General features: G+C 70.1%; 16 protein-coding genes, 3 tRNA genes and 1 pseudogene. 10 read left to right on the top strand and 10 right to left on the bottom strand.

Annotated elements, in window-relative coordinates; genetic code table 11:
* Window positions 1–433, top strand: a pseudogene (locus ABD355_RS35800) (hypothetical protein); the annotation flags it as partial.
* Window positions 434–439: 6 nt separating this feature from the next.
* Here the strand turns inward: ABD355_RS35800 and ABD355_RS35795 are convergent.
* From ABD355_RS35795 to ABD355_RS35785, 3 genes are all read right to left on the bottom strand, one after another.
* Window positions 440–1063 carry a class F sortase gene (locus ABD355_RS35795; protein ID WP_344405145.1) on the bottom strand — a complete coding sequence of 208 codons (624 nt, stop codon included), beginning with the start codon at window positions 1061–1063 and terminating at the stop codon, window positions 440–442.
* Window positions 1064–1180: 117 nt separating this feature from the next.
* The gene (locus ABD355_RS35790) at window positions 1181–1708 is read right to left on the bottom strand and encodes a hypothetical protein (protein WP_344405144.1); all 528 of its coding nucleotides are present in this window, start codon (window positions 1706–1708) and stop codon (window positions 1181–1183) included.
* Window positions 1709–2403: 695 nt separating this feature from the next.
* On the bottom strand, window positions 2404–4056 hold the full coding sequence (locus ABD355_RS35785; RefSeq protein WP_344405143.1) for a M4 family metallopeptidase: 1653 nt from the start codon (window positions 4054–4056) through the stop codon (window positions 2404–2406).
* 144 nt (window positions 4057–4200) lie between these two features.
* Between ABD355_RS35785 and ABD355_RS35780 the strand changes: the two genes are divergently transcribed.
* Window positions 4201–4611, top strand: coding sequence for a gamma-glutamylcyclotransferase family protein (locus ABD355_RS35780; RefSeq protein WP_344405142.1), 411 nt, complete (start codon window positions 4201–4203; stop codon window positions 4609–4611).
* 15 nt (window positions 4612–4626) lie between these two features.
* Here the strand turns inward: ABD355_RS35780 and ABD355_RS35775 are convergent, their stop codons facing one another.
* Window positions 4627–6747, bottom strand: coding sequence for a molybdopterin oxidoreductase family protein (locus ABD355_RS35775; protein WP_344405141.1), 2121 nt, complete (start codon window positions 6745–6747; stop codon window positions 4627–4629).
* 102 nt (window positions 6748–6849) lie between these two features.
* The gene (locus ABD355_RS35770; protein WP_344405140.1) at window positions 6850–7521 is read right to left on the bottom strand and encodes a SanA/YdcF family protein; all 672 of its coding nucleotides are present in this window, start codon (window positions 7519–7521) and stop codon (window positions 6850–6852) included.
* A 211-nt stretch (window positions 7522–7732) separates the two neighbouring features.
* Here ABD355_RS35770 and ABD355_RS35765 point away from each other — a divergent pair, with 211 nt between their 5' ends.
* From ABD355_RS35765 to ABD355_RS35745, 5 genes are all read left to right on the top strand, one after another.
* The gene (locus ABD355_RS35765; RefSeq protein ID WP_344405138.1) at window positions 7733–8608 is read left to right on the top strand and encodes a sirohydrochlorin chelatase; all 876 of its coding nucleotides are present in this window, start codon (window positions 7733–7735) and stop codon (window positions 8606–8608) included.
* A 166-nt stretch (window positions 8609–8774) separates the two neighbouring features.
* Window positions 8775–10028: a deoxyguanosinetriphosphate triphosphohydrolase gene (locus ABD355_RS35760; protein WP_344405137.1), complete on the top strand. Its 1254-nt coding sequence runs from the start codon at window positions 8775–8777 to the stop codon at window positions 10026–10028.
* A gap of 174 nt (window positions 10029–10202) precedes the next feature.
* Window positions 10203–11468, top strand: coding sequence for an NAD(P)/FAD-dependent oxidoreductase (locus ABD355_RS35755; RefSeq protein ID WP_344405136.1), 1266 nt, complete (start codon window positions 10203–10205; stop codon window positions 11466–11468).
* Window positions 11469–11506: 38 nt separating this feature from the next.
* Window positions 11507–13408 carry a DNA primase gene (gene dnaG, locus ABD355_RS35750; protein ID WP_344405135.1) on the top strand — a complete coding sequence of 634 codons (1902 nt, stop codon included), beginning with the start codon at window positions 11507–11509 and terminating at the stop codon, window positions 13406–13408.
* 103 nt (window positions 13409–13511) lie between these two features.
* Complete coding sequence (locus ABD355_RS35745) at window positions 13512–14813, top strand: RNA polymerase sigma factor (protein ID WP_344405134.1); 1302 nt, start codon at window positions 13512–13514, stop codon at window positions 14811–14813.
* A gap of 289 nt (window positions 14814–15102) precedes the next feature.
* On the opposite strand, the gene ABD355_RS35740 is transcribed toward ABD355_RS35745, so the two are convergent.
* The 4 genes from ABD355_RS35740 to ABD355_RS35725 all read right to left on the bottom strand — a co-directional run bounded on the left by ABD355_RS35740 (window position 15103) and on the right by ABD355_RS35725 (window position 20709).
* Window positions 15103–17034, bottom strand: a complete 1932-nt coding sequence (locus tag ABD355_RS35740) for an ABC transporter ATP-binding protein (protein ID WP_344405133.1) — start codon at window positions 17032–17034, stop codon at window positions 15103–15105.
* A complete protein-coding gene (locus ABD355_RS35735) occupies window positions 17034–18767 on the bottom strand; it encodes an ABC transporter ATP-binding protein (protein ID WP_344405132.1) in 1734 nt (577 codons plus the stop codon). Before ABD355_RS35735 ends, ABD355_RS35740 begins: the two co-directional genes overlap by 1 nt.
* 115 nt (window positions 18768–18882) lie before the next feature.
* Complete coding sequence (locus tag ABD355_RS35730; protein WP_344405131.1) at window positions 18883–20325, bottom strand: FGGY family carbohydrate kinase; 1443 nt, start codon at window positions 20323–20325, stop codon at window positions 18883–18885.
* Between the two features lie 78 nt (window positions 20326–20403).
* Window positions 20404–20709, bottom strand: coding sequence for a YtxH domain-containing protein (locus tag ABD355_RS35725; RefSeq protein WP_344405130.1), 306 nt, complete (start codon window positions 20707–20709; stop codon window positions 20404–20406).
* Window positions 20710–20843: 134 nt separating this feature from the next.
* On the opposite strand from ABD355_RS35725, the gene ABD355_RS35720 reads away from it, so the two are divergent.
* From ABD355_RS35720 to ABD355_RS35710, 3 genes are all read left to right on the top strand, one after another.
* Window positions 20844–20916, top strand: a tRNA-Asn gene (locus ABD355_RS35720).
* Window positions 20917–20921: 5 nt separating this feature from the next.
* Window positions 20922–20994: transfer RNA gene (locus ABD355_RS35715), tRNA-Asn, on the top strand.
* Window positions 20995–21160: 166 nt separating this feature from the next.
* Window positions 21161–21237 (top strand) — tRNA-Ile (locus tag ABD355_RS35710).
* 123 nt (window positions 21238–21360) lie between these two features.
* Here the strand turns inward: ABD355_RS35710 and ABD355_RS35705 are convergent.
* Window positions 21361–22944: a tyrosine-type recombinase/integrase gene (locus ABD355_RS35705; protein ID WP_344405129.1), complete on the bottom strand. Its 1584-nt coding sequence runs from the start codon at window positions 22942–22944 to the stop codon at window positions 21361–21363.
* Window positions 22945–23257: the final 313 nt, after the last annotated feature.

Below are 23257 nucleotides of genomic sequence, written 5' to 3'. Positions count from 1 at the left end.
TGGTCAGCGGCTCGCGGTGAGGTGCGCGAATGGGGTGGCCTTCCTCTCGTGGCCGGTCGACCGTGAGTGGTCCGGCGTGGAGGTGGACACCGCGCGCAATGGAGTCGCTGGAGTGCGCGCGAGTCATCGCGGGGGCGGTGGTCAGCGGCTCGCGGTGAGGTGCGCGAATGGGGCGGCCTTCCTCTCGTGGCCGGTCGACCGCGAGTGGTGCGGCGTGGAGGTGGACACCGCGCGCAATGGAGTCGCTGGAGTGCGCGCGAGTCATCGCGGCGGCGGTGGTCAGCGGCTCGCGGTGAGGTGCGCGAACGGGGCGGCCTTCCTCTCGTGGCCGGTCGACCGCGAGTGGTCCGGCGTGGAGGTGGACACCGCGCGCATGGAGTCGCTGGAGTGCGCGCGGAGGGTCGCGGGGGCGGTGGTCAGCGGCTCGCGGTAGCCGTGCTCAGCGGCTCCCGGTGAGGTGCGCGAAGACGACCACGTTCCCCTCGTAGCCGGTTGAGCGCGAATAGCCTCCGCCGCAGGTGATCACCCGCAGTTCGGGGCGGTTCGCGGTGCCGTAGACCTTCTCGTCGGGGAAGTGCTCGGCGTCGTACACCTCGACCGCGTCCACCGAGAAGAGCGCCGTGCTGCCGTCCCGCCGGTCCACCTCGATGCGGCTGCCCTTCTTCAGGGCGCCGAGGTCGTAGAAGACGGCGGGGCCGTCCGCGTTGTCGACATGGCCTGCGACGACGGCGGTCCCCTTCTCCCCGGGGGTGGTGCCGGCCTCGTACCAGCCCGCGAGGTTCCGCTTCGCGGCGGGCGGCACCCCGAGGCTGCCCGACGGGGTGAGCGCGAGGCCCATGAGGGGCGCGTCGACGTGGATCGACGGGATGCGGATGCGGTCGGGCGGGGAGGGCGGCAGCGCGGGCGCGCCGCGCGGCTGGCCGCCGTGGCCGGTGCGGGCCGCCTGCGCGGCGGAGGGCTGCGGCGGGGCGTGCGTCCCGGCGCCGCCCCCGAGCAGCCACGCCCCGGAGCACAGGGCGACCACGGTGACGGTCCCTATCGCGCCGTTGCTGACTCTGCGCACGCGAGCCTCCTACCTGACTCGAGCGGTCGTACCCGGCCCCCTCCGAGCCGCGAGGGGCGTCGGACCCGGAGGGGGAGGGACATGCGGTACCGGCGGACGGACAGCGGAGGGTGTCCGTCAGATCCCGTCGCCTCTCGCCCGGCGATGCAGGAGCCAGGTACCGCCCGCGGCGGCGACGGCGAGAGCCGTCACGCCGGCCGCGGTCTGCACGGGATCGGGGCCCAGGGCGCCACCGACCCCCGTCTTCACACTTCCGTGGGGCTCCTGCCCGTGGACCGCCGTCAGGGTCACCACCAGGTCGCCCGTGACCTGCCGGTCGCCCTCGGCGCACTGCGCGACGATCTCGTACGTCCCCGGCTGGGCGCTCGGCGGCACCCGGAACTGCCCGACCGCCTCGCCGTCGTGCGCACTCGGCGCCAGGGTGAAGACACCGGCCCCCACCGCTCCGGCGTCGCCCGCCGCCGTGCCCTCCGTGCCGCACTCCGCGGTGTTGACCGTGATCTGGGTGCCCGGCACGGCCTGGGAGGGGAACACCTCCAGACCGCCGCCACCGCCGTCGTCGTCGGCGTACGCGGGCGCGGCCACGAAGCCCGCGGCTGCGACGGCGAGGGCGGTACCGGTCAGCAGACGGGCGGTACGTCGCATCGATGCTCCTCCGAGCTCTCTTCGGTGTCCCCTGCCCTTCCGAGGTAAGTGCCAGCTGCCCGAGACCGCTTCCTGAAGGTCTGTCAGAAATGCGGTGAATGGGTGTCAGATCCGGGCGCGGTGCGGGTCCTCGGGCGGACTTTCAGCAGGTCACCGGCGTATGGCGGAGGATGCGCGGAACAGCACCCGATGGGCGCACGGCGCGCGTGTGAACGGGTGACCCGATGATCACGGCGCAGGCTTGACCTCAAGAAAGGTCGAGGTGCGGGGCTGGGCCGCATGCAGACCACACATGCACCTCTCGAAGCCGAAGCCCTCTCGCCGTCACCCTCGTCGTCGGCAGCGACCTCCCCCACTCTCGGCTTCGCTCGAGCGGGGGGCCTTCGGCCGCTTCGGTCCTGCCCACCACCTTCGCCCCGGCCTCCGAGGCAAGGGCGGCACGCTCATCGGCCACCACGAAACTGGCGGCCGCGGACGCCTTCGTCGTGCTCACCCCCGGGTACAACCACTCCTACCGGCCGGCCTCAAGAACCTCTCCACGCGGTCACCTGTGGTGGGGGAGGGCCTTGCGGGAGGCGCCGGAGAGGCGGCCGTACGGGCAGTAGGCGGAGTTGCGGCGACCCATCCCGTACGCACACCGAGCGGCCGCCCCGGCCCGAAGACCGTGGCGGCCGCATCTCCCACCCGGTGATAGCTCAGTTCACATTCACAGCACTCCAAGCCGCCGCCACCGCGTTGTACTCCGTGCTCCCGGCGCCGTAGAGGTCCTTGGCCGCGCTGAGCGTCGCCGTACGCGCCCCCGCGTAGTTCGTCGAGGACGTCATGTAGACCGTCAGCGCCCGGTACCAGATCTGGCCGAGCTTGTCCCGGCCGATGCCCGTCACCGTCTTGCCGTTGTACGTCGGGGAGTCGTAGCTGACGCCGTTGATGGTCTTCGCGCCGCTGCCCTCCGCCAGGAGGTAGGCGAAGTGGTTGGCGACGCCCGAGGAGTAGTGGACGTCGAGATTGCCCACCGACGAGCTCCAGTAGTCCGCCGACTTGCCGTCCTTGGAGGGCTTGTCCATGTAGCGCAGGGCGGCCTGGCCGAATCCCGGTCGCACGATCTTCTCGCCGATCAGGTAGTCCCCGGGGTCCGAGGGGTTGTTGGCGTACCACTCCACCAGCGTGCCGAGGATGTCGGACGTCGCCTCGTTGAGGCCGCCGGACTCGCCCGAGTACGTCAGGGCCGCGGTCTTGGAGGTGACGCCGTGCGTCATCTCGTGGCCGGCCACGTCCAGGCCGACCAGCGGGCCGAGGCTGGTGCCGTCACCGTCGCCGTAGGTCATGCAGAAGCAACTGTCGTCCCAGAAGGCGTTGTTGTACTTGTTGCCGTAGTGGACGCGGTTGTAGGAGCCCTTGCCGTCGTTCGCGATGCCGTTGCGGCCGAAGGAGTTCTTGTAGAAGTCCCAGGTCATGTTGGTGCCGTACTGGGCGTCCACGGCGGCGGAGGCGCGGTCGGCGTCCGTGCCCGACCCCCAGTGGTTGTCCGCGTCGGTGAACACCGTCGACGGGGCGCGGCTGACGCAGATGCTGGTCAGGAAACACAGGTCCGTCTGGTTCGACGCGTCACCCGTGTACGTGCCGCCGCGCGTCGCGTCCTTGAGCTGGTACGTCGATCCCGACGCCGTCGTCTCCAGCGGCACCGTCCCGCTGTACAGCGATTTGCCGTCGCCCGTCGCCGTCTCGATGTCGTCCCAGGCGTCGATCTGACGGCCGGTGCGGGCGTCCGTGAGGACGGTGCGGGAGACCGGGTTGCCCAGGGAGTCCTTGGCCGCGACCTTGGTCCGCCACGCCAGCTTCGGCGTTCCGTGCAGGGCGTCGACGACCAGCTCGGGGCGGGCCGTCAGCTTCTTCAGCGTCTGGCCGAGGTTGACCGCGCGCAGGGCGTTCGCCGCGAGGTCGGCGGCCTTCGGTGCCGATATGGAGGGGACGATCGAGGCGAGGGATATCTTGCTCCGCGTCGCCCGGTTCGCGCTGCGATACGTTCCGTCCGAGGCCATGTGGACCACGAAGTCACCGCCGAGAACCGGAAGCTGACGGTACGTCCGGTCGTAGCGCACATGCTGGGTGCCGTCCTTGTCGACGATCACGTCCCGCACCTTCGTGCCCTCTTCGGAGGTGAGCCCGAGGCTCGCGGCGTGCGCCAGGAGCGCCGATGCCGCGTTCGCGATCGCGCCCGCCCTGGTCGGTTGTTCGTCGGCCACCGCGGCGGGGGAGAGGGCCGCTGCCAGCAGACTGGCGGTGGTGGCGGCCACGCCGAGGGCGGCGAGCCGACGGGAACCTCGGACGTCGATACGTATCCGGCTCATCGATCTCCTCGAGAAGGCGCCAAGGGGCGCGTGGGGAAGCGGCGCAGGGTGTTGACGAAGATTTAAGGGGCCATGACACGGCGAGGTCCATAGCGCGTACTGGGAGGTATGGGAGGGGGTGTGTGACGAGAGAGAATCGTTTTTGTGAGACTCCCGTTCTTCGTCTACGGCACCCTCCTCCCCGGCGAGGTCAACCACGATCTGTTCCTGCGCGGTTGCACGGAGGCCGAGGAGCCGGCGCGGCTGAACGGCGCGGTCCTGTACGACGGACCCGGCTATCCGTACGCCGTCGAGGAGCGCGGCGGGGTGGTGTACGGGCAACTCGTGACCGCAATGCCGGAGATGTACGAGGAGTTGCTCGTGGCCCTCGACCGGCTGGAGGAGTACACCTCAGGCGATCCGCGCAACCTCTACGAGCGCGTCGAGCGCGAGGTGATCCGCGAGGGCGAGGACACGGCCGTACGCGCCTGGGTGTACGTCGCCGCCCCCGCCGTCGCCGCACGCCTGCGGGCCCGGGGGAAGCTGATCGAGAGCGGGGACTGGCGGGTCGGATGAGTCCGCCCGACCCGGCTAGGACCGAACCGTCTCCAGCCGCACCGCACACGCCTTGAACTCCGGCATCCGTGAGGTCGGGTCGAGGGCGGGGTTGGTGAGCGTGTTGGCGCGGCCCTCGCCCGGCCAGTGGAAGGGCATGAAGACCGTGTCCGGGCGGATCGAGGTGGTGATGCGGGCCGGTGCGACGGCCCGTCCCCGGCGGGAGACCACCGCCACCGGGTCGCCCTCCGCCGCCCCGAGCCGCGCGGCGAGCCGCGGGTGCAGCTCCACGAACGGGCCCGGCGCCGCGGCGTTCAGCTCGTCCACGCGGCGGGTCTGGGCGCCGGACTGGTACTGCGCGACGACCCGGCCGGTCGTCAGCAGCACCGGGTACTCGTCGTCCGGTTCCTCGGCGGAGGGCCGGTGCGAGACGGGGACGAAGCGGGCCCGGCCGTCCGGGGTGGCGAAACGGTCGAGGAAGAGGCGCGGGGTGCCGGGGTGGGCGTTCGCGGAGACCCCCTGGGCGGCGGAGGCCCTCTTGTCGTCCTCAGCGTCCGCCGGACACGGCCAGAACACCCCGTTCTCCTCCGCCAGCCTGCGGTAGGTGATCCCCGAGTAGTCGGCTGGCCCGCCCGCGCTGGCCCGCCGCAGCTCCTCGAAGACCTCCTCCGGGTCGGTCGGGAAGCCCTTCTCCACGCCGAGCCGGTCGGCCAGTTCGTGCATGACCTCCAGATCGCTGCGGACACCGTCGGGAGCAGTGATCGCGCGCCGCCGCAGCAGCACCCTGCCCTCCAGGTTGGTCGTCGTGCCGGTCTCCTCCGCCCACTGGGTGACGGGCAGCACGACATCCGCCAGCGCCGCCGTCTCCGAAAGGACGACATCGCAGACCGCCAGGAAGTCCAGCGACTTGATGCGCTCCTCGATGTGCGCGGCACGCGGCGCCGAGACGACCGGGTTGGACCCCATCAGCAACAGCGACCTGATGTCCGTACCCAGGGCGTCCAGCAGCTCGTACGCACTGCGCCCCGGCCCGGGAAGCGAGTTGGGGTCCACGCCCCACACCTCGGCCACATGCCGTCGCGCCGCCGGGTCGTCCAGCTTGCGGTAGCCGGGCAACTGGTCTGCCTTCTGGCCGTGTTCGCGTCCGCCCTGTCCGTTGCCCTGCCCGGTCAGACAGCCGTACCCGGACAGCGGGCGGCCCGCGCGGCCGGTCGCCAGGCACAGGTTGATCCACGCGCCGACCGTGTCCGTGCCCTTGGACTGCTGCTCGGGCCCGCGCGCGGTCAGCACCATCGCGTTCTCCGGCTCGCAGAACAGCCGTACGGCTTCCCGGAGCTGGGGAACGGACACCCCCGTGATCCGTTCCACGTACTCCGGCCAGTGCGCCATCGCAGCCGCCCGGGCGTCCTCCCAGCCGGTCGTGCGCTCCTGGACGTACGCCTCGTCGACCCGTCCCTCGGCCACCACCAGGTGCAGCAGACCGAGCGCCAGCGCGAGATCCGTACCGGGCCGCGGTGCCAGATGCAGATCGGCCTGCTCGGCGGTCTTGGTTCGGCGCGGATCGACGACGATCAGTGTGCCGCCGTTCTCCTTCAGCTCGTTGAAGAACCTGAGCGAGGGCGGCATGGTCTCCGCGAGGTTGGAGCCGACCAGGATCACGCAGCCCGTCTTCGGGATGTCCTCCAGCGGGAAGGGCAGCCCCCGGTCCAGGCCGAACGCCTTGGTGCCGGCCGCCGCGGCCGACGACATGCAGAACCGCCCGTTGTAGTCGATCTGCGAGGTGCCGAGCACCACCCGGGCGAACTTGCCGAGCGTGTACGCCTTCTCGTTGGTGAGGCCGCCGCCGCCGAAGACGCCGACCGCGTCCGGGCCATGTTCCGTACGCGTCCGGCGCAGCCCCCCGGCGACACGGTCCAGTGCCTCGTCCCAGGTGGCGGGCACCAGAGCGCCCCCGGAGCGCACCAACGGGGAGGTCAGGCGCACCCGGGACGAGAGCACGGCCGGCGCGCTACGGCCCTTGCCGCACAGCGCGCCCCGGTTCACCGGGAAGTCCGCGCGCTCGCTCACCTCGACCGTGCCGTCCGGCGCGGGCGTCAGGTTCATCCCGCACTGCAGGGCGCAGTACGGGCAGTGCGTGGGCGTCGCGGAGATCTGCATGCCACTCAGCGTGCTTCGGCTGTGTTACGTGCGGGACGGCTCCTTGTTACGCGGGCGGCACGGCGACCTCCCGCCCGGCGGGGAGCGGCGGTGAGGCGCCCTTCACCGGGCGTCGGCGAGTGCCTTCGCGACGCCCGTCTCCTTCGGCCCGAGGAACTGCGGGTCCGGGTGGAACACGGCGTCCACGGCCGCCTTGCCGGCCGCGAAGATCTCACGGGTACCGCCGTAGTACCAGGTCACGTCGTGTTTGGCGGCGACCCCGACGCCGTACGAGTCGACACCCGCCGCCTCGCAGAGGGCGACCGCCCGCCTGATGTGGAAACCCTGGCTGATGAGCACGGCCCTGTCGACACCGAAGATCTTCTTGGCGCGGACGCAGGAGTCCCAGGTGTCGAAGCCCGCGTAGTCGCTGACGATCCGTCCGTCCGGTACACCGTGCTTTTTCAGATACGTGCGCATGGCGTCCGGCTCGTCGTAGTCCTTGCGGCTGTTGTCGCCGGTGACGAGGACGACCTCGACACGGTGCTCGCGGTACAGCTCGGCGGCCGCCCTGAGGCGGTTCGCGAGGTACGGGGAGGGCTCGCCGTTCCACAGGCCCGCGCCGAAGACCACGGCGACCTCGGTGCGGGGTGCGTCGGCGGTCGTCCGCAGCCGGTCACCCGTCGTGACGTACAACCAGGTCACCGGCAGCAGCGCCAGCACACACCCGGCCATCACGGCCTGCACCAGCCTGCGCTGCCCGGCACGCGTGCGTGGCAGGCGTGGTCTGCGCATGAGTCCCCCTTCTCCGGCCCGCTCTTCGACAGTCAGAGACGTCCTGTCAGGCTCCGCGGTTCGCACACGATACGTGACCAGGTTCACTCCGAGGAAGGAAACCGCAGGTCAGATCCCCTCACACATCCCACACCCCCCGCCGTGAACCGCCGGAAAACGCCTGTCATTCTCATGCAACGGGGCGGCAACCTCCGGCCGCCACCATCGGTCCATGACGGCGTCGAACCCTCCTCGCGACGAGTCCCCGACCGGCCACCTCGACAGTACGGCGCATCTCATGAACCGGATCAGCAGCCAGCTCGCCAGCCAGCTCAGCCTCGTCTCCCTGGACGGCAGGCGACGCCCGGCCGCGCCCGCGCTGGTCGTCGTGGCGCACGGCAGCCGCGACCCGCGCGCCCTGAGTACCGTCCGTACGCTCCTGGACCGCATCCGCGAGCAGCGCCCCGGTCTCCCGGTCCACCTCGGCCACATCGAGCTGAACGACCCGCTGCTCCCCGACACCCTCGCGACGCTCGGCACCCGCGAGGCCGTCCTCGTCCCCCTGCTCCTCAGCCGCGGCTACCACATCAAGCGGGACATCCCCGAGATGGCCGCCCAGTCACAGGTACGCGCGCGCGTGGCCGGCGCCCTCGGCCCGCACCCCCTCCTGGTGGAGACCCTGCGCGCCCGCCTGATCGAGGCCGGCTGGGACACGCACATGGACGAGGCCACCCGCCGCACCAGCGCGGTCGTCCTCGCCGCGGCAGGCTCCCGCGACCCGGAGTCGAAAATCGACACCACCCGCACAGCCCAGCTGCTCGCGGAACGCCTGGGAGTCCCGGTCGTCCCGGCCTACGCCACCACAGCCGCCCCCACGGTCCCGGACGCCATCCGCGCCCTGGCGGCGAGCGGCCGACACCGGGTGGCGGTGGCTTCGTACTTCACGGCCCCGGGCCGCTTCGCCACGGAGTCCGCGGAAGCGGCCCCCTGGATCGCCTCGGCCCCGCTGGGCACACACCCGGCGATGGCGAAGCTCGTACTCCACCGCTACGACCAGGCATTGGCAACCCCGGTAACGACAACGGAACCGGAGTTGGCGTCGGCTTAGGGCGCGGGGGCGACTGCAGTTCCGTCAGGGGCGCGCGGCTGTATCGATTTGCGGCTCCGCCGCGTGGGCGCGACGAGCCACAACGCACCCGCAGCCGCAACACAACAGAACCCGGCAGACGACCAGGCACACCCCATTTGTCACTGCCTGCGCTTACTGTCGAGACATGTCGTACGACGCGCAGTCAACAGAACGCTGGGCCCCGGAACCGGACAAGCGCCCAGGCCGCACCGCCTTCCAACGCGACCGCGCCCGCGTACTGCACTCCGCCGCACTCAGAAGGCTCGCAGGCAAGACCCAGGTCGTCACCCCAGGAACCCGCAGCCAGGTATGGGACGCCAGTCCCAGAACCCGCCTCACCCACTCCCTGGAGTGCGCCCAGGTAGGCCGCGAACTGGGCGCGGCCCTCGGCTGCGACCCCGACCTGGTGGAAGCCGCCTGTCTCTCCCACGACCTCGGCCACCCCCCCTTCGGCCACAACGGCGAGCAGGCGCTCAACGAATTCGCCGAGGACTGCGGGGGCTTCGAGGGCAACGCGCAATCCCTCAGACTCCTCACCCGCATCGAACCCAAACGGTTCACCCCGGAAGGCTCCGTAGGCCTCAACCTCACCCGCGCCGCCCTGGACGCCGCCACCAAATACCCCTGGCCCCGAGGCGCCCACCCCACCGACCCGGCCTCCCCCAAGTTCGGCGTCTATGAGGACGACCGCCCCGTCTTCGACTGGGTCCGCAAGGACGCCCCGGGCACCCGCACCACCTTCGAGGCCCAGGTCATGGACTGGTCGGACGACGTGGCGTACTCGGTGCACGACGTGGAGGACGGCCTGCACGCCGGTCACATCGACCCCAACTGCCTGCACGCGGAGCCCGAACGCCAGGCGGTCTTCGCGGTCGCCGTCGGACGCTACGTCCCCGCCGGCACCGACCCGGCCGAGCTCGCCGCCGCCCTGGACCGCCTCCAGGACCAGGAGTGGTGGCCGCACGGCTATGACGGCTCCGCGGTCGCCCAGGCCCGCCTCAAGGACGCCACCAGCCAGCTCATCGGCCGCTTCTGCCTCGCCGCCGAGACCGCCACGCGCGCTGCGTACGGCGCCGGCCGCCTCACCCGCTACGGCGCCGAGCTCGTCGTACCGCACGAGACGCGGCTGGAATGCGCGGTCCTCAAAGCCGTGGCCGACCGGTACGTCATGCAGCGCGCCGAACAGGAGCTGCTGCGGGCCGACCAGCGGATCGTGGTCGCCGAGCTGGCCGAGGCGCTCACCGCCCGCGCCCCGGACGGCCTGGACCCCCAGTTCCGTGCCCTGTTCGACCAGGCAGGCGACGACCGTGCCCGCAAGCGGGTGATCGTCGACCAGATCGCCTCGCTCACCGACGCATCGGCCCGTTCGCTTCACGCACGTCTGACGGGGCATCTGTGAGACTGACGGGACGCGGGGACGCCGAACGAGCCCGAATGTGACCCTCCGTGGCCTGATCGGGCCACTCCCTCTTCCCCCCTCACGCTCCGTGCGGGACGCTCGCATGTGGCGGCACCCGCTGTGTGCTGTGCTTTCTGGGGGGACACCCCCAGACCCCCGGCTAGGAGGCATCAAGTGGTCGACGCGGATCAGACATTCGTCATCGTCGGAGGCGGTCTCGCCGGCGCGAAAGCGGCCGAGACGCTCCGAGCGGAGGGTTTCACCGGGCGCGTGATACTGATCTGCGACGAACGCGACCACCCGTACGAGCGCCCTCCGCTCTCCAAGGGCTATCTGCTCGGCAAGGAGGAGCGCGACAGCGTCTTCGTGCACGAGCCGGCCTGGTATGCGCAGAACGACATCGAGCTGCACCTCGGCGAGACCGTCGACGCCATCGACCGCGAGGCGAAGACCGTCCGCTTCGGCGAGGACGGCACGCTCGTCCGTTACGACAAGCTCCTGCTGGCGACGGGTGCGGAGCCGCGCCGCCTCGACATCCCCGGGACCGACCTGGCCGGCGTGCACCACCTGCGCCGTCTCGCGCACGCCGAGCGGCTCAAGCACGTGCTGACCGCCCTCGGCCGGGACAACGGGCACATCGTGATCGCCGGTGCCGGCTGGATCGGTCTGGAGGTCGCGGCGGCGGCCCGCGAGTACGGCGCCGAGGTCACCGTCGTCGAACCCGCGCAGACCCCGCTGCACGCGGTCCTCGGCCCCGAGCTCGGCAACCTCTTCGCCGAGCTGCACCGCGAGCACGGCGTCCGCTTCCACTTCGGCGCGCAGCTGACGGAGATCGTCGGCCAGGACGGCATGGTCCTCGCGGCCCGCACCGACGACGGCGAGGAGCACCCCGCGCACGACGTCCTCGCGGCGATCGGCGCGGCCCCCCGCATCGGCCTCGCGGAAGCCGCCGGGCTGGAGATCGCCGACCGTGCGCACGGCGGCGGCGTGGTGGTCGACGAGCGCCTGCGCACCTCCGACCCCGACATCTACGCGGCCGGCGACGTGGCGTCCTTCCCGCACACCCTCTTCGGCACCCACCTCCGCGTCGAGCACTGGGCCAACGCCCTCAACGGCGGACCGGCGGCGGCCCGCGCGATGCTCGGCCGGGACGTCACCTACGACCGTGTGCCCTATTTCTTCTCCGACCAGTACGACTTGGGGATGGAGTACAGCGGGTGGGCGCCCGCGGGGTCGTACGACGAAGTGGTGATCCGGGGGGACGCGGGCAAGCGTCAGTTCATCTCCTTCTGGATCAAGGACGGCCGGGTGCTGGCCGGGATGAACGTGAACGTGTGGGACGTCACAGAGCCCATCCAGAAACTGATCCGCTCGAAGACACAGGTGAACACGGAGGCCCTGGCGGACCCGCACATTCCGCTCGAAAGCCTCGTCTCCTGAGAACCGAGGCTGTCAGCCCGTCCCCGTAGAATCACCGCGTGGCAGGACGGATCAACGACGAGGACGTGAAGGCGGTACGGGACGCGGTCCCGATCGACGCCGTGGTGTCCGAGTACCTCCAGCTGCGCAACGCGGGCGGCGGCAACCTCAAGGGCCTGTGCCCGTTCCACGACGAGAAGTCGCCGTCCTTCCAGGTCAGCCCGAGCAAGGGACTCTTCCACTGCTTCGGCTGCCAGGAGGGCGGCGACACCATCACGTTCGTGATGAAGGTCGACCACCTCTCCTTCTCCGAGGCGGTCGAGCGCCTGGCCGGCCAGGCCGGCATCACCCTGCGCTACGAGGAGGGCGGGTACAACCCGTCCCACCAGCGCGGCGAGCGCATCCGTCTGGTCGAGGCCCACAAGATCGCCGCACAGTGGTACGTCGAGCAGCTCGCGACCAGTCCTGAGGCCGACACCGGCCGCAAGTTCCTCGCCGAGCGCGGCTTCGACCAGTCCGCCGCCGAGCACTTCTCCGTCGGCTACAGCCCCCAGGGCTGGGACCACCTCACCCGCTATCTGCGCGGCAAGGGCTTCACCGACAAGGAGCTGCTGCTCTCCGGCCTCTCCCAGGAGGGCCGCCGCGGCCCGATCGACCGCTTCCGCGGACGCCTGATGTGGCCGATCCGCGACATCGGCGGAGATGTCGTCGGCTTCGGCGCCCGCAAGCTGTACGAGGCGGACAACGGCCCCAAGTACCTCAACACCCCCGACACGGCGATCTACAAGAAGTCCCAGGTCCTGTACGGCATCGACCTGGCGAAGAAGGACATCGCCAAGGCCAGCCGCGCGGTGGTGGTCGAGGGCTACACCGACGTGATGGCCTGCCACCTGGCCGGCGTCACCACCGCCATCGCGACCTGCGGCACGGCCTTCGGCGGCGACCACATCAAGATCCTGCGCCGGCTGCTGATGGACAACGGCAGCGCGCGTGTCATCTTCACCTTCGACGGCGACGCGGCCGGCCAGAAGGCGGCCCTGCGCGCCTTCGAGGACGACCAGAAGTTCGCCGCCGAGACCTACATCGCCATCGCCCCGGACGGCATGGACCCTTGCGAACTGCGCCTGGCGAAGGGGGACGAGGCGGTCGCCGACCTGGTCGAACCCCGCACCCCGCTCTTCGAGTTCGCCCTGCGCCAGATCGTCGTCCGCTACGACCTCGACACCCCGGCGGGCCGGGCCGCCGCCCTGGACGAGGCGGCCCCGATCGTCGCCCGCATCAAGAACAGCGGCGCCCAGCACGAGGTCGCCGTCCAGCTGGCCGGCATGCTCGGCATCCTGGACACCCAGTTCGTGGTCAAGCGGGTGGCCCAGCTGGCCCGTTGGGCCCGCGACCGCGGCGGCAAGGGCCCGGCCCCGGCGCGCGGCCCGCAGTCGTACGAGGCCGCGCCCCGCTCCTCGGCCCCGTCCGGCCCGGCGCTCAACCTCCGCAACCCCGTCTACGCCACCGAACGCGAACTCCTCAAACTCGCCCTCCAGCGCCCCGAGTTGGTCTCCCCGGCCTTCGACGCCTACGGCATCGACGAGTTCACCGCCGCGCCCTATGCCGCCGTACGCCAGGCGATCATGGAGGCGGGCGGCGCGGAGTACGGCGTCCAGGACTCACAGGACTACCTCGTCCGCGTCCGTGAGGCCGCGCCCGACGACACGGTTCGCGCGATGGTCACGGAGCTGGCCGTCGAGGCGATCATGCGCCGCACGGTCGACGAGAACTATGCGGGCGAACAGCTCGTGACCGTCCGCCGCCGGGCCGTGGAGCGCCGCGTCCGCGACATCCAGAGCACCCTCACCCGCCTCGGCACGCACTCGGACCCGGCGCAACTGGCCGCCGTACAGAACGAGTTGTGGGTGCTCCAGCAGTACGACCAGGCGCTGCGCGAGCACGGCGCCGCAGCCCTCTGACCGCTTCGCGTACGCTGCGGTAACCGCGCGGTCACGGCACGATTGCAAAAAGTCACCGCACGCCCCTCGTGGCGGCGATGTGTCGTACTCCACACTGGGTCCGGTGCCTGAGTCCTCGGAGCGCGGCGGACCCGTCCCCCACGGGTCGCACAACCCCGCGGTTCCGCTCATCGCGTACGGGACGGACAGCGGCGAGGCCGTCGACTCCGCTCCCGAAGCAGCGCTGCCGCACACCTCAGCAGCGATCACCCTGGAGGTCGCCCCCGTGCAGACCCAGACCCTCACCCAGACCGACACAAGTACGGACGGCACGGAGCCGGACGCCCCGACCGACGTTCTCGTCGCGGTCCCCCCGCAGACCCGTGTCGCGCACCACCCCGAGGCGGAGCCCGAGAGCCCGCCCGAGCCGGCCGAACCGCCCGAAGAGGCGCTGGAGGCCGCGGAGGACCCCGAGCCGGTGGCACCGCCGCGTGCCCGCTCCGCCGACACCGGCGGCCCGTCCTCTGACCTGTTCCGCCAGTACCTGCGCGAGATCGGCCGTATCCCCCTGCTGACCGCGGCCGAGGAGGTAGAGCTCGCCCGCCGTGTCGAGGCCGGCCTGTTCGCCGAGGAGAGGCTCAGCACCGCACCCGACCTGGACAGCCAGCTCGCCCTCGACCTGGACCGCCTGGTCGTCATGGGCCGGATGGCCAAGCGCCGCCTCATCGAGGCGAATCTGCGGCTCGTCGTGTCCGTGGCCAAGCGGTACGTCGGCCGCGGGCTGACCATGCTTGACCTGGTCCAGGAGGGAAACCTGGGCCTGATCAGGGCAGTCGAGAAGTTCGACTACGCCCGCGGGTACAAGTTCTCGACGTACGCGACCTGGTGGATCCGCCAGGCCATGTCCCGGGCCCTCGCCGACCAGGCCCGGACCATACGGGTCCCGGTCCACGTCGTCGAGCTGATCAACCGGGTGGTCCGCGTCCAGCGCCGCATGCTGCAGGAACGCGGCTACGAGCCGACGCCGGAAGAGGTCGCCGACCACCTCGACCTGCCCCCCGAGCGGGTCAGCGAGGTCCTCCGCCTGGCCCAGGAACCGGTCTCCCTGCACGCCCCGGTGGGCGAGGAGGACGACGTGGCCCTCGGCGACCTCATCGAGGACGGCGACGCCACCTCGCCGGTGGAGTCGGCGGCGTTCCTGCTCCTGCGCGAGCATCTGGAGGCGGTGCTTTCGACGCTCGGCGAGCGCGAGCGGAAGGTGGTCCAGCTGAGGTACGGCCTCGCGGACGGCCGCCCCCGCACCCTGGAGGAGATAGGCCGCATCTTCGGCGTGACCCGCGAACGCATCCGCCAGATCGAGTCGAAGACCCTGAACAAGCTCCGGGATCACGCATTCGCGGACCAGCTGAGGGGCTATCTGGACTGACGCCGTCGCGGGCCGGTGGGGGCTGGTCGCGCCTACGCGGCGGAGCCGCAAGTCGACACAGCCCCGCGCCCCTTCAGGGCGCGCAGCTGAGCGCCGGGTGCCGCCGTAGCCGCTGTATCTGCGGGCAGTCGTGCCGCTGGGGCGGCGCCCACCCGAGCAGTCGGTACCCGATGTCTGCCGTAGCTGCGGGCAGTCGTGCCGCTAGGGGCGGCACGGGTGGGCGCAGCGGCACCCCGCAAGCGCGGGGCAAGCACACCCACCCGGCCCAGCCCCGGCACCGGGCGACCGCTCAGTCGACCTCAGCCACCGCCTGCGCGAACTGCGCCTTGTACAACCGCGCATACGCACCGTCCGCGGCCAGCAGCTCCGCATGCGCGCCCTGCTCCACGATCGCCCCGTTCTCCATCACCAGAATCGTGTCCGCGTCCCGGATCGTCGACAGCCGATGCGCGATCACGAACGACGTACGCCCGTGCGCCAGCTTCGCCATCGCCTTCTGGATCAGCACCTCGGTCCGGGTGTCCACCGAAGAAGTCGCCTCGTCAAGCACCAGGATCGTCGGGTCCGACAGGAACGCCCGCGCGATGGTGATGAGCTGCTTCTCCCCGGCGCTGACCCCCGTGCCCTCGTCGTCGATCACGGTGTCGTAGCCGTCGGGAAGCGTCCGGATGAACCGGTCCGCGTGGGCCGCCCGCGCCGCCTCCTCGATCTCGCCGCGCGTGACCTCCCGCGAGGCGCCGTACGCGATGTTCTCCGCGATCGTGCCGCCGAACAGCCAGGTGTCCTGCAGCACCATGCCGATCCCGGCCCGCAGTTCGTCCCGGGACATCGTCGCGATGTCGACGCCGTCGAGGGTGATCCGCCCGCCGGAGACCTCGTAGAACCGCATGAGCAGGTTGACCAGGGTGGTCTTGCCGGCTCCCGTCGGGCCGACGATCGCGACCGTGTGCCCGGGCTCCGCCTTCAGGGACAGGTCCTCGATCAGCGGCTTCTCGGGGTCATAGCGGAAGGAGATGTTCTCCAGCTCCACCCGCCCGCGCAGCTCCTCGGGCCGCTCGCCGCGCACCGGATCCGCCTCCTGCTCCTCCGCGTCCAGGAGTTCGAAGATCCGCTCGGCCGAGGCGACACCCGACTGCACCAGGTTCGCCATCGACGCGACCTGCGTCAGCGGCATCGAGAACTGCCGCGAGTACTGGATGAAGGCCTGCACATCACCGATGGACAGCGCGCCCGAGGCGACCCGCAGACCGCCGACGACCGCCACCAGCACGTAGTTGAGGTTCGACACGAACATCATCAGCGGCTGCATGACCCCGCTGTTGAACTGCGCCTTGAACCCGGCCTCGTACAGCGCGTCGTTCTGCTCGGCGAACTGCTTCGCCGACTCCTCCTGCCGCCCGAACACCTTCACCAGCGTGTGGCCGGTGTACATCTCCTCGATGTGGGCGTTCAGCTTGCCGGTCGAGCGCCACTGCTGCACGAAGTGCGGTTGCGACCGCTTGCCGACCCGTGTGGCGACCACGAACGACAGCGGCACGGTGACCAGCGCCACCAGCGCGAGCAGCCAGGACACCCAGAACATCATCGCCAGCACACCGATGATGGTCAGCAGCGAGTTGATGAGCTGGCCCATCGACTGCTGCAGCGTCTGCCCGATGTTGTCGATGTCGTTGGTCGCCCGGGACAGCACCTCACCGCGCTGCCGCTTGTCGAAGTACGACAGCGGCAGCCGCGACAGCTTCGCCTGCACGTTCTCGCGCAGCCGGTACATGGTCCGGTTGACGGCCCGGTTCACCAGCCGTGTCGCCACCGCCATCAGCAGACCGGCGACGAAGAACGTGCCGAGCGCGAGCAGCAGGACGTCGCCCACCGCGCCGAAGTCGATGCCCTTGCCCGGGGTGAAGTCGGTGCTGCGGAGCATGTCGGCGATCTGGCCCTGCCCCCGCTGCCGCATGGACGCGAGGACCTGGTCCTTCGTGGCCCCGGCCGGCATCTGCCGCCCGATGATGCCGGCGAAGACCAGGTCGGTGGCCTTGCCGAGGATCTTCGGCCCGACCACGTTCAGACCGACGCTCACGACCACGCACAGCAGCAGCACGCAGATCGTCAGCCGCTCCGGCTTGAACTGGGAGATCAGGCGTTTGCCCGACACCTTGAAGTCCATCGAACGGCTGTCGGGACCGCCGCCCTGGCCCATCATCCGCGCCATCGGCCCGGCCATCAGGCAGCCTCCGCTTCCGTCAGCTGGGAGAGCACGATCTCCCGGTAGGTCTCGTTGTTCGCCATCAGCTCGTGATGCCGGCCGGTCCCGACGACACGTCCTTCGTCGAGTACGACGATCCGGTCCGCGTCCCGGATGGTCGCCACCCGCTGGGCGACGATCACGACGGTCGCCTCCGCGGTCTCCTGCGCGAGCGCCGCCCGCAGCGCCGCGTCGGTCGCGTAGTCGAGGGCGGAGAAGGAGTCGTCGAAGAGGTAGATCTCCGGGCGCTGCACCAGCGTCCGCGCGATCGCGAGCCGCTGCCGCTGGCCGCCGGAGACATTGGTGCCGCCCTGTGCGATGGGGGAGTCGAGGCCGTTCTCCAGCCGCTGGACGAAGTCCTTGGCCTGCGCCACCTCCAGCGCGTGCCACAGCTCCTCGTCCGTGGCGTCCGGATTGCCGTAGCGCAGATTGGTCGCCACCGTCCCCGCGAACAGGTACGGCTTCTGCGGGACCAGACCGACCGTCTTCGCGAGCAGCTTGGGCTCGATGGTCGCCACGTCGGTGCCGTCGACCAGCACCTCGCCGTCGGTCGCGTCGAAGAGGCGGGGGACCAGCCCGAGCAGGGTGGACTTGCCGCTGCCGGTCGAGCCGATGACGGCGGTCACCTCGCCGGGCCGCGCCACCATGTCGATGGCCTTGAGCACGGGCTCCTCGGCGCCCGGATAGCGGAACCCGGCGCCCCGGATCTCCAGATGCCCGTGCCGGCGCAGCTCCGTGACCGGCGCGACGGGCGGCACCACGCTCGACGAGGTCCCGAGGACCTCCTCGATCCGCTCGGCGCACACCTCCGCGCGCGGCACCATCATGAACATGAAGGTGGCCATCATCACGGACATGACGATCTGCATCAGATAGGCGAGGAACGCGGTCAGGTCACCGATCGCCATCCCACCGCTGTCGATGCGGTGCGCGCCGAACCACACCACGGCGATCGAGGACAGGTTCACCACCGTCATCACGATCGGGAACATCAGCGCGAGCATGTTGCCGGTGGCCAGCTGCATCTCGGTGAGGTCGGCGTTCGCCTTACGGAAACGATCCTTCTCGTAGTCGTCCCGTACGAACGCCCGGATCACCCGGTTGCCGGTGATCTGCTCCCGCAGCACCCGGTTCACCGTGTCGAGCCGCACCTGCATGGCCCGGAACAGCGGCCGCAGCCGCCGTACGATCAGCGTCACGCAGATGCCCAGCGTCGGCACCACCGCGACCAGCACCCCGGACAGCGGCACATCGAGACCGAGCGCCAGCACGATCCCGCCCACGCACATGATGGGCGCCGACACCATCAGCGTGAACGTCATCAGGGCCAGCATCTGGACCTGCTGTACGTCGTTGGTCGTACGGGTGATCAGCGAGGGCGCCCCGAACTGCCCGACCTCCCGAGCCGAGAAGGACTGCACCCGGTCGAACACCGCCGCCCGGACGTCACGGCCGACCGCGGAGGCGGTCCTGGCGCCGTAGTACACGGCACCCGTGTTGCACACGACCTGCGCCAGCGAGATGCCGATCATCAGGGCGCCGAAGGAGAGGATGTAGCCGGTGTCGCCCTTCACAACGCCGTTGTCGATGATGTGCGCGTTCAGCGTGGGCAGGTAGAGGGTGGCGCAGGTCTGCAGGAACTGCAGCAGCACCAGCAGGGCTATGGGTTTCTTGTAGGGCCTGAGGTAGGTCCGCAGAAGTCGTATGAGCACGCTACGTCTCTCGGAGTCGGCGGCGGGGCGGGCTTGATGCCCCAGGCTCCTATCGTCGGACACTCCACCCGTGTTACCTCAACCGATTAAGCCGACAGCAGTGCTCCGTACCGCCTTATGGGCGGAAAGCGCCGGGGTGTGTCTGCTCCCGGACCGAAACGAACTGCTGCCGTACCGCCTGACCCACCGCCAGCTCGTCACCGGGCTCCAGCACCTGTCCGCTCGCGCCCTGCCAGACGGGCGGGTTGCGCGGATCGAGCGTGCCCTGCGAGACCCCGAGCGCCCAGGCGGCCTGCCGGGCGGCACCGATCGCCGCATAGTCCGCGGGCTGCGGCACGACGACCTGCGCCCCGAAGAGCATGGGCGCCGCCGCCTGCACGGCGGGCAGCTCGGCGGCCGCCCCCAGCAGGAAGATCCGCCGCACCTCGACACCCCGGCCGCGCAGCACGTCCAGCGCGTCCGCGAGCCCGCACAGCATGCCCTCGAACGCCGCCCGCGCCAGATGCTCCCCCTTCATCGACTCCCGCCGCAGCCCGGCGATCGACCCGGCCGTGTGCGGCAGGTTCGGCGTCCGCTCACCCTCCAGATAGGGCAGGAGTACGAGCCCGTGGGCGCCCGGTGTCGACTTCGTCGCCAGCTCGGACAGGCTCTCCAGATCGGGCAGCCCGAGCAGCTCGGCGGTCCCGCGCAGGGTCCGTACGGCGTTCAGCGTGGTGACGACCGGCAGATGCATGCCGGTCGCGTCGGCGAGGGACGTGATCATCCCGCTGCTGTCGACCAGGGCCTCGGGGTGTACGGCCATGACGGACCCGGAGGCGCCGAGCGACACCACCGCGTCGCCGAGCCCGATGCCCAGGCCGAAGGCGGCGGACATGGTCTCCCCGGTCCCGGCGGAGATCAGCAGCCCCTCGGGGGTCGTACCGGCGGCGTCCGCAGGGCCGATCACCTCCGGCAGCATCGCCTGGTGGCCGAGCGCCAGCTCGACGAGATCGGAACGGTAGCTGCCGGTCGCCGCCGACCAGTAGCCGGTGCCGGAGGCGCCACCCCGGTCGGTGGTCCTCCTGACCGGTCTGCCCAGCAGCTGCCACACCAGCCAGTCGTGGGCCTGCATCAGCATGGCGGTGCGCAGGGCGGCATCCGGTTCGTTCTTGGCGAGCCAGCGCAGCTTGGTCACCGGCTGCGCGGCCTGCGGCACACAGCCCACCGCCTGCGCCCAGGCCTCACGGCCGCCGAGCGCGTCGATCAGATCGGCCGCCGCGACCTGCGCACGCTTGTCGCCGCCGACCAGCGCCGGGCGCACCGTGCCGCCCTGCGCGTCCAGCGGCACGACCGCGTTCTGCTGCGCCGACACGCCGATGGCCTGCACGCCCTCGAGGAGCCCGCCGCCGGCCGCTTCACCGAGGGACAGCAGCCAGGCCTGCGGGTCGACGTCGGCCGGGCGGTCGCCGTCCACCGGATGCGGCGCATACCCCTGCCTGAGCACGGTGCCCGTGTCCGTGTCGCAGACGACGATGCGAGTGAAATCGGGTGCACTGTCCAACCCGGCGACTATCCCCATGGCGAAAATTCTATGGGTCCTGCGCCACGGGGGTGTGTGCGCTTTGCCGGGTGCGGGCGCGTCGTGGCAGGTGAGCTGCTACGTGTCGCTGGTGCCCCAGTCGTCCTCTGCTGCGCCGTTGGTGTTGCGCTCCCGCAGGGAGCGGACCCGCTGGGCCACCGAGTCGGGGACGCGGTCGCCGACCTTGTCGCTCACCACGTGGTACGCCTTGCCGGCGAACTCGCGGCCCTGCTGCGCGGCCGACTCCGCGGTGTTGCGGACGGCAGGGTTCTGCGCGACCTGACGTGCCGACTTCTTCAGCTGCTCGTAGCGCTCTCGACCGGCACGTGTGCCGAGGACGTAACCCAAAGCCAGTCCGACGACGAACGTGAGCTTGTAGCGCATGGCGGAGCCACCCTTCCGTCCTGGGGGAGTACCGATTGGCGGAGCACCCCCCTGCTTGCGCTAATGTATGTGTCGCAGCGAGCGCCCGCCCTCTGGCGAATACCCAGGCAGGCACGTTCGATGCAACGAGGCATTCCTCCGTAGCTCAATTGGCAGAGCAGCCGGCTGTTAACCGGCAGGTTACTGGTTCGAGTCCAGTCGGGGGAGCTCGGTCCTCCGTAGCTCAATTGGCAGAGCAGCCGGCTGTTAACCGGCAGGTTACTGGTTCGAGTCCAGTCGGGGGAGCACAAGAAGAGGACCCCCTTGGGGTCCTTTTTCATGTGGGCGGGAACCGCGCAGGCGGCGGTGCAGTCTCCATGGGCGTGCGTGGTCGACCATCCGAAGCAGGAGATCGTATGAGCGGCTATGCTGCGGCAGACGGCGCGCACAAATGTGCGCGACACGCCGCCGTGGGGCGGTAGCTCAGCCGGTTAGAGCAGCGGACTCATAATCCGTCGGCCGTGGGTTCGAGTCCCACCCGCCCCACCACTCACTACGCGAGGAGAATCGATCTGACCAGCAACTTTGCTGGCGGGTCGGGCGAGTTGGGGGATCTTGGCAGCCCTAGTTGATCATGGATTCATGATCCTGAGGCCGGATTGAGGCCGGAGGTCACGCGGCGGCGCGCATTCCCTCATCTGGGCCATCGCCATCGACATTGGGGTCGCTCTCCGAGGCGTCGCGCTGGTCCTTCAGCTTGGAGGGCTCACCCTCTTTGGGATCTTGCTTCCGCGGCCGAGGCACGACTGCATTCGTGGATTCCGCTTCGGCGGTCATGAGCTGAGGCAGGACGCTCGTATACGTGTCCGAGGTGATCTGGCGGGAGCTGTGGCCCAGCCGCTCCTGGACGACCTTGATGTCTGCCTTGCCCAGTAGCGCCAGCGTTGCCGACAGGTGCCGGGTGTCGTGCAGGCGAATCGGCGGGAGGCCGGACAGGTCGACGAGTCGGTTGAACCGACGACTTATCCAGTCGGGGTGCAGGGGCTCGCCGTCTTCGTGGGTCCAGACCCGGTTGCTCTCGACCCACGCCTGTCCCCCAGACCACTGCTCGCGCTCCGCGGCCTGGGTGACTCGCCATCTTGCCCACAGCCTGTTCGTCTGAGAGTCCAGGGTGACGGTGCGCACGCTGTCCTGCTTCGGAGCCTCGTCGTACTGCTGGTAAGCAATCTCAACGATCTGCGCGGAGATGCGGAACCACGAGCCCGTGAGACTCACCTCCGGCCAGGGCAGAGCGCACATCTCGCCGCGCCGAGGGCCACGGAAGATGAACGCGTGCCACATGGCGCAGAGTCGGTCGTCATTCACGAAGTCGAGGAACTCGCCTGTCTGCTCCGGCGTCCAGACCATGACAGGGCTGGGCTTCTTGCCTGTGCGCTTCCACTCTTCGACCCGCTCCGCTGTCCAGACCAGAGCCTTGGGGCGCTTGACCGCCGGCAGCTCGACGAGCGCGGCCAGGTTGGTCGCATACTCGCCGCGTTTGATCCCGCTGCCCAGAAACGAGCTGAGTGTGGCGTTGATGCGGTGCAGCGTCGCGGCGCTGGTGATCTTCTCCTTGCCCTTGCGGCCCTCGCGGAAGGCGGCGTTGGCGTCGAGGTACGCCTGACGCGCGACGCGGCGCTCCTCCTTCCTCCCCGCGGCACGTACCCAGGCTGTGTAGGCGGCGTCGCGAGCCTCCTGCAGCTCGATCACCCTCGCGTGGTGGATGAGCCGCTCGGCGTTATCCCGCTCGATCGCGTCGTACATGCCCTCGACGTGGCGCAGCTTGAGGTCACGCCGCTTGATGTGGCCGAGGTGAGGTTTGAGGTAGAGCCTCACGTGCTCCTCGTATCCATGGCGCGTCGTACGGGCCAGGCCCTTCTTGCGCTTGAGCCACGCGCCCAGATCCTCGCCGACTGTGGCGTTGCTGAGGACGTCGGCGCCACCGAGCAGATCACGGTAGACCTCAGCCGCCTTGGTCTCCGCCTTGTCCTTCGTGGCGAATCCCCCTCGTCGCACGCGCTGACGCTCTCCGCCCTCGCCCGCTTCGAGTTCCATGGTGAAGTACCAGGTGCCGTGCCCCTTTCGCCGGAGCTTCGGGCAGCTTGCTCCCAGCATGCGCAGCTTCGGAGCGCCAGCGTCGTCGAGCTTCGGAGTGCCGTCGGTATTGACGGCTGGTTCCTGGCACGCGCAGCGCCGGTAATAGGTGGGGTTGAACACGTATCTCCCCTTCGTGGCCTTCGGTTGTGGACCTTCTGTGTCGGTCCTTGTCGAACCGATGTCTATCTTGCCCCAACACTCCAGTGTTGGCGTATCCTTATGGCACGTTGGCGTGGGGGAGAACGCGACAACGGGAATGACAACGAAGGACGCATCTGTAGCTACGGACGCCGGGGTCAGCTCGATGACCCTGGAGGAACTACTCGCGCTGCCACCGACCGTGAACGTCGTGACGGCTGCGCGGGCGCTGGGGATCGGCACGCACAAGGCTTACAACTTGATCAAGGAGGGGTCTTTCCCCGTGCAGACGCTC

Source organism: Streptomyces longisporus, from assembly GCF_039532765.1.
In the GTDB taxonomy this organism is placed as follows: Bacteria; Actinomycetota; Actinomycetes; order Streptomycetales; family Streptomycetaceae; genus Streptomyces; species Streptomyces longisporus.
The sequence above is the reverse complement of the archived record's forward strand: the minus strand, read 5'-3'. Positions and strand labels throughout refer to the sequence as shown.

What these genes read in the sequence shown, in the direction of transcription:
- ABD355_RS35790 (WP_344405144.1), bottom strand. Translation starts at nt 1,708, where the DNA reads ATGCGACGTACCGCCCGTCTGCTGACCGGTACCGCCCTCGCCGTCGCA.
- ABD355_RS35785 (WP_344405143.1), bottom strand. Translation starts at nt 4,056, where the DNA reads ATGAGCCGGATACGTATCGACGTCCGAGGTTCCCGTCGGCTCGCCGCC.
- ABD355_RS35775 (WP_344405141.1), bottom strand. Translation starts at nt 6,747, where the DNA reads ATGCAGATCTCCGCGACGCCCACGCACTGCCCGTACTGCGCCCTGCAG.
- ABD355_RS35770 (WP_344405140.1), bottom strand. Translation starts at nt 7,521, where the DNA reads ATGCGCAGACCACGCCTGCCACGCACGCGTGCCGGGCAGCGCAGGCTG.
- ABD355_RS35765 (WP_344405138.1), top strand. Translation starts at nt 7,733, where the DNA reads ATGACGGCGTCGAACCCTCCTCGCGACGAGTCCCCGACCGGCCACCTC.
- ABD355_RS35760 (WP_344405137.1), top strand. Translation starts at nt 8,775, where the DNA reads ATGTCGTACGACGCGCAGTCAACAGAACGCTGGGCCCCGGAACCGGAC.
- ABD355_RS35740 (WP_344405133.1), bottom strand. Translation starts at nt 17,034, where the DNA reads ATGGCCGGGCCGATGGCGCGGATGATGGGCCAGGGCGGCGGTCCCGAC.
- ABD355_RS35730 (WP_344405131.1), bottom strand. Translation starts at nt 20,325, where the DNA reads ATGGGGATAGTCGCCGGGTTGGACAGTGCACCCGATTTCACTCGCATC.
- ABD355_RS35725 (WP_344405130.1), bottom strand. Translation starts at nt 20,709, where the DNA reads ATGCGCTACAAGCTCACGTTCGTCGTCGGACTGGCTTTGGGTTACGTC.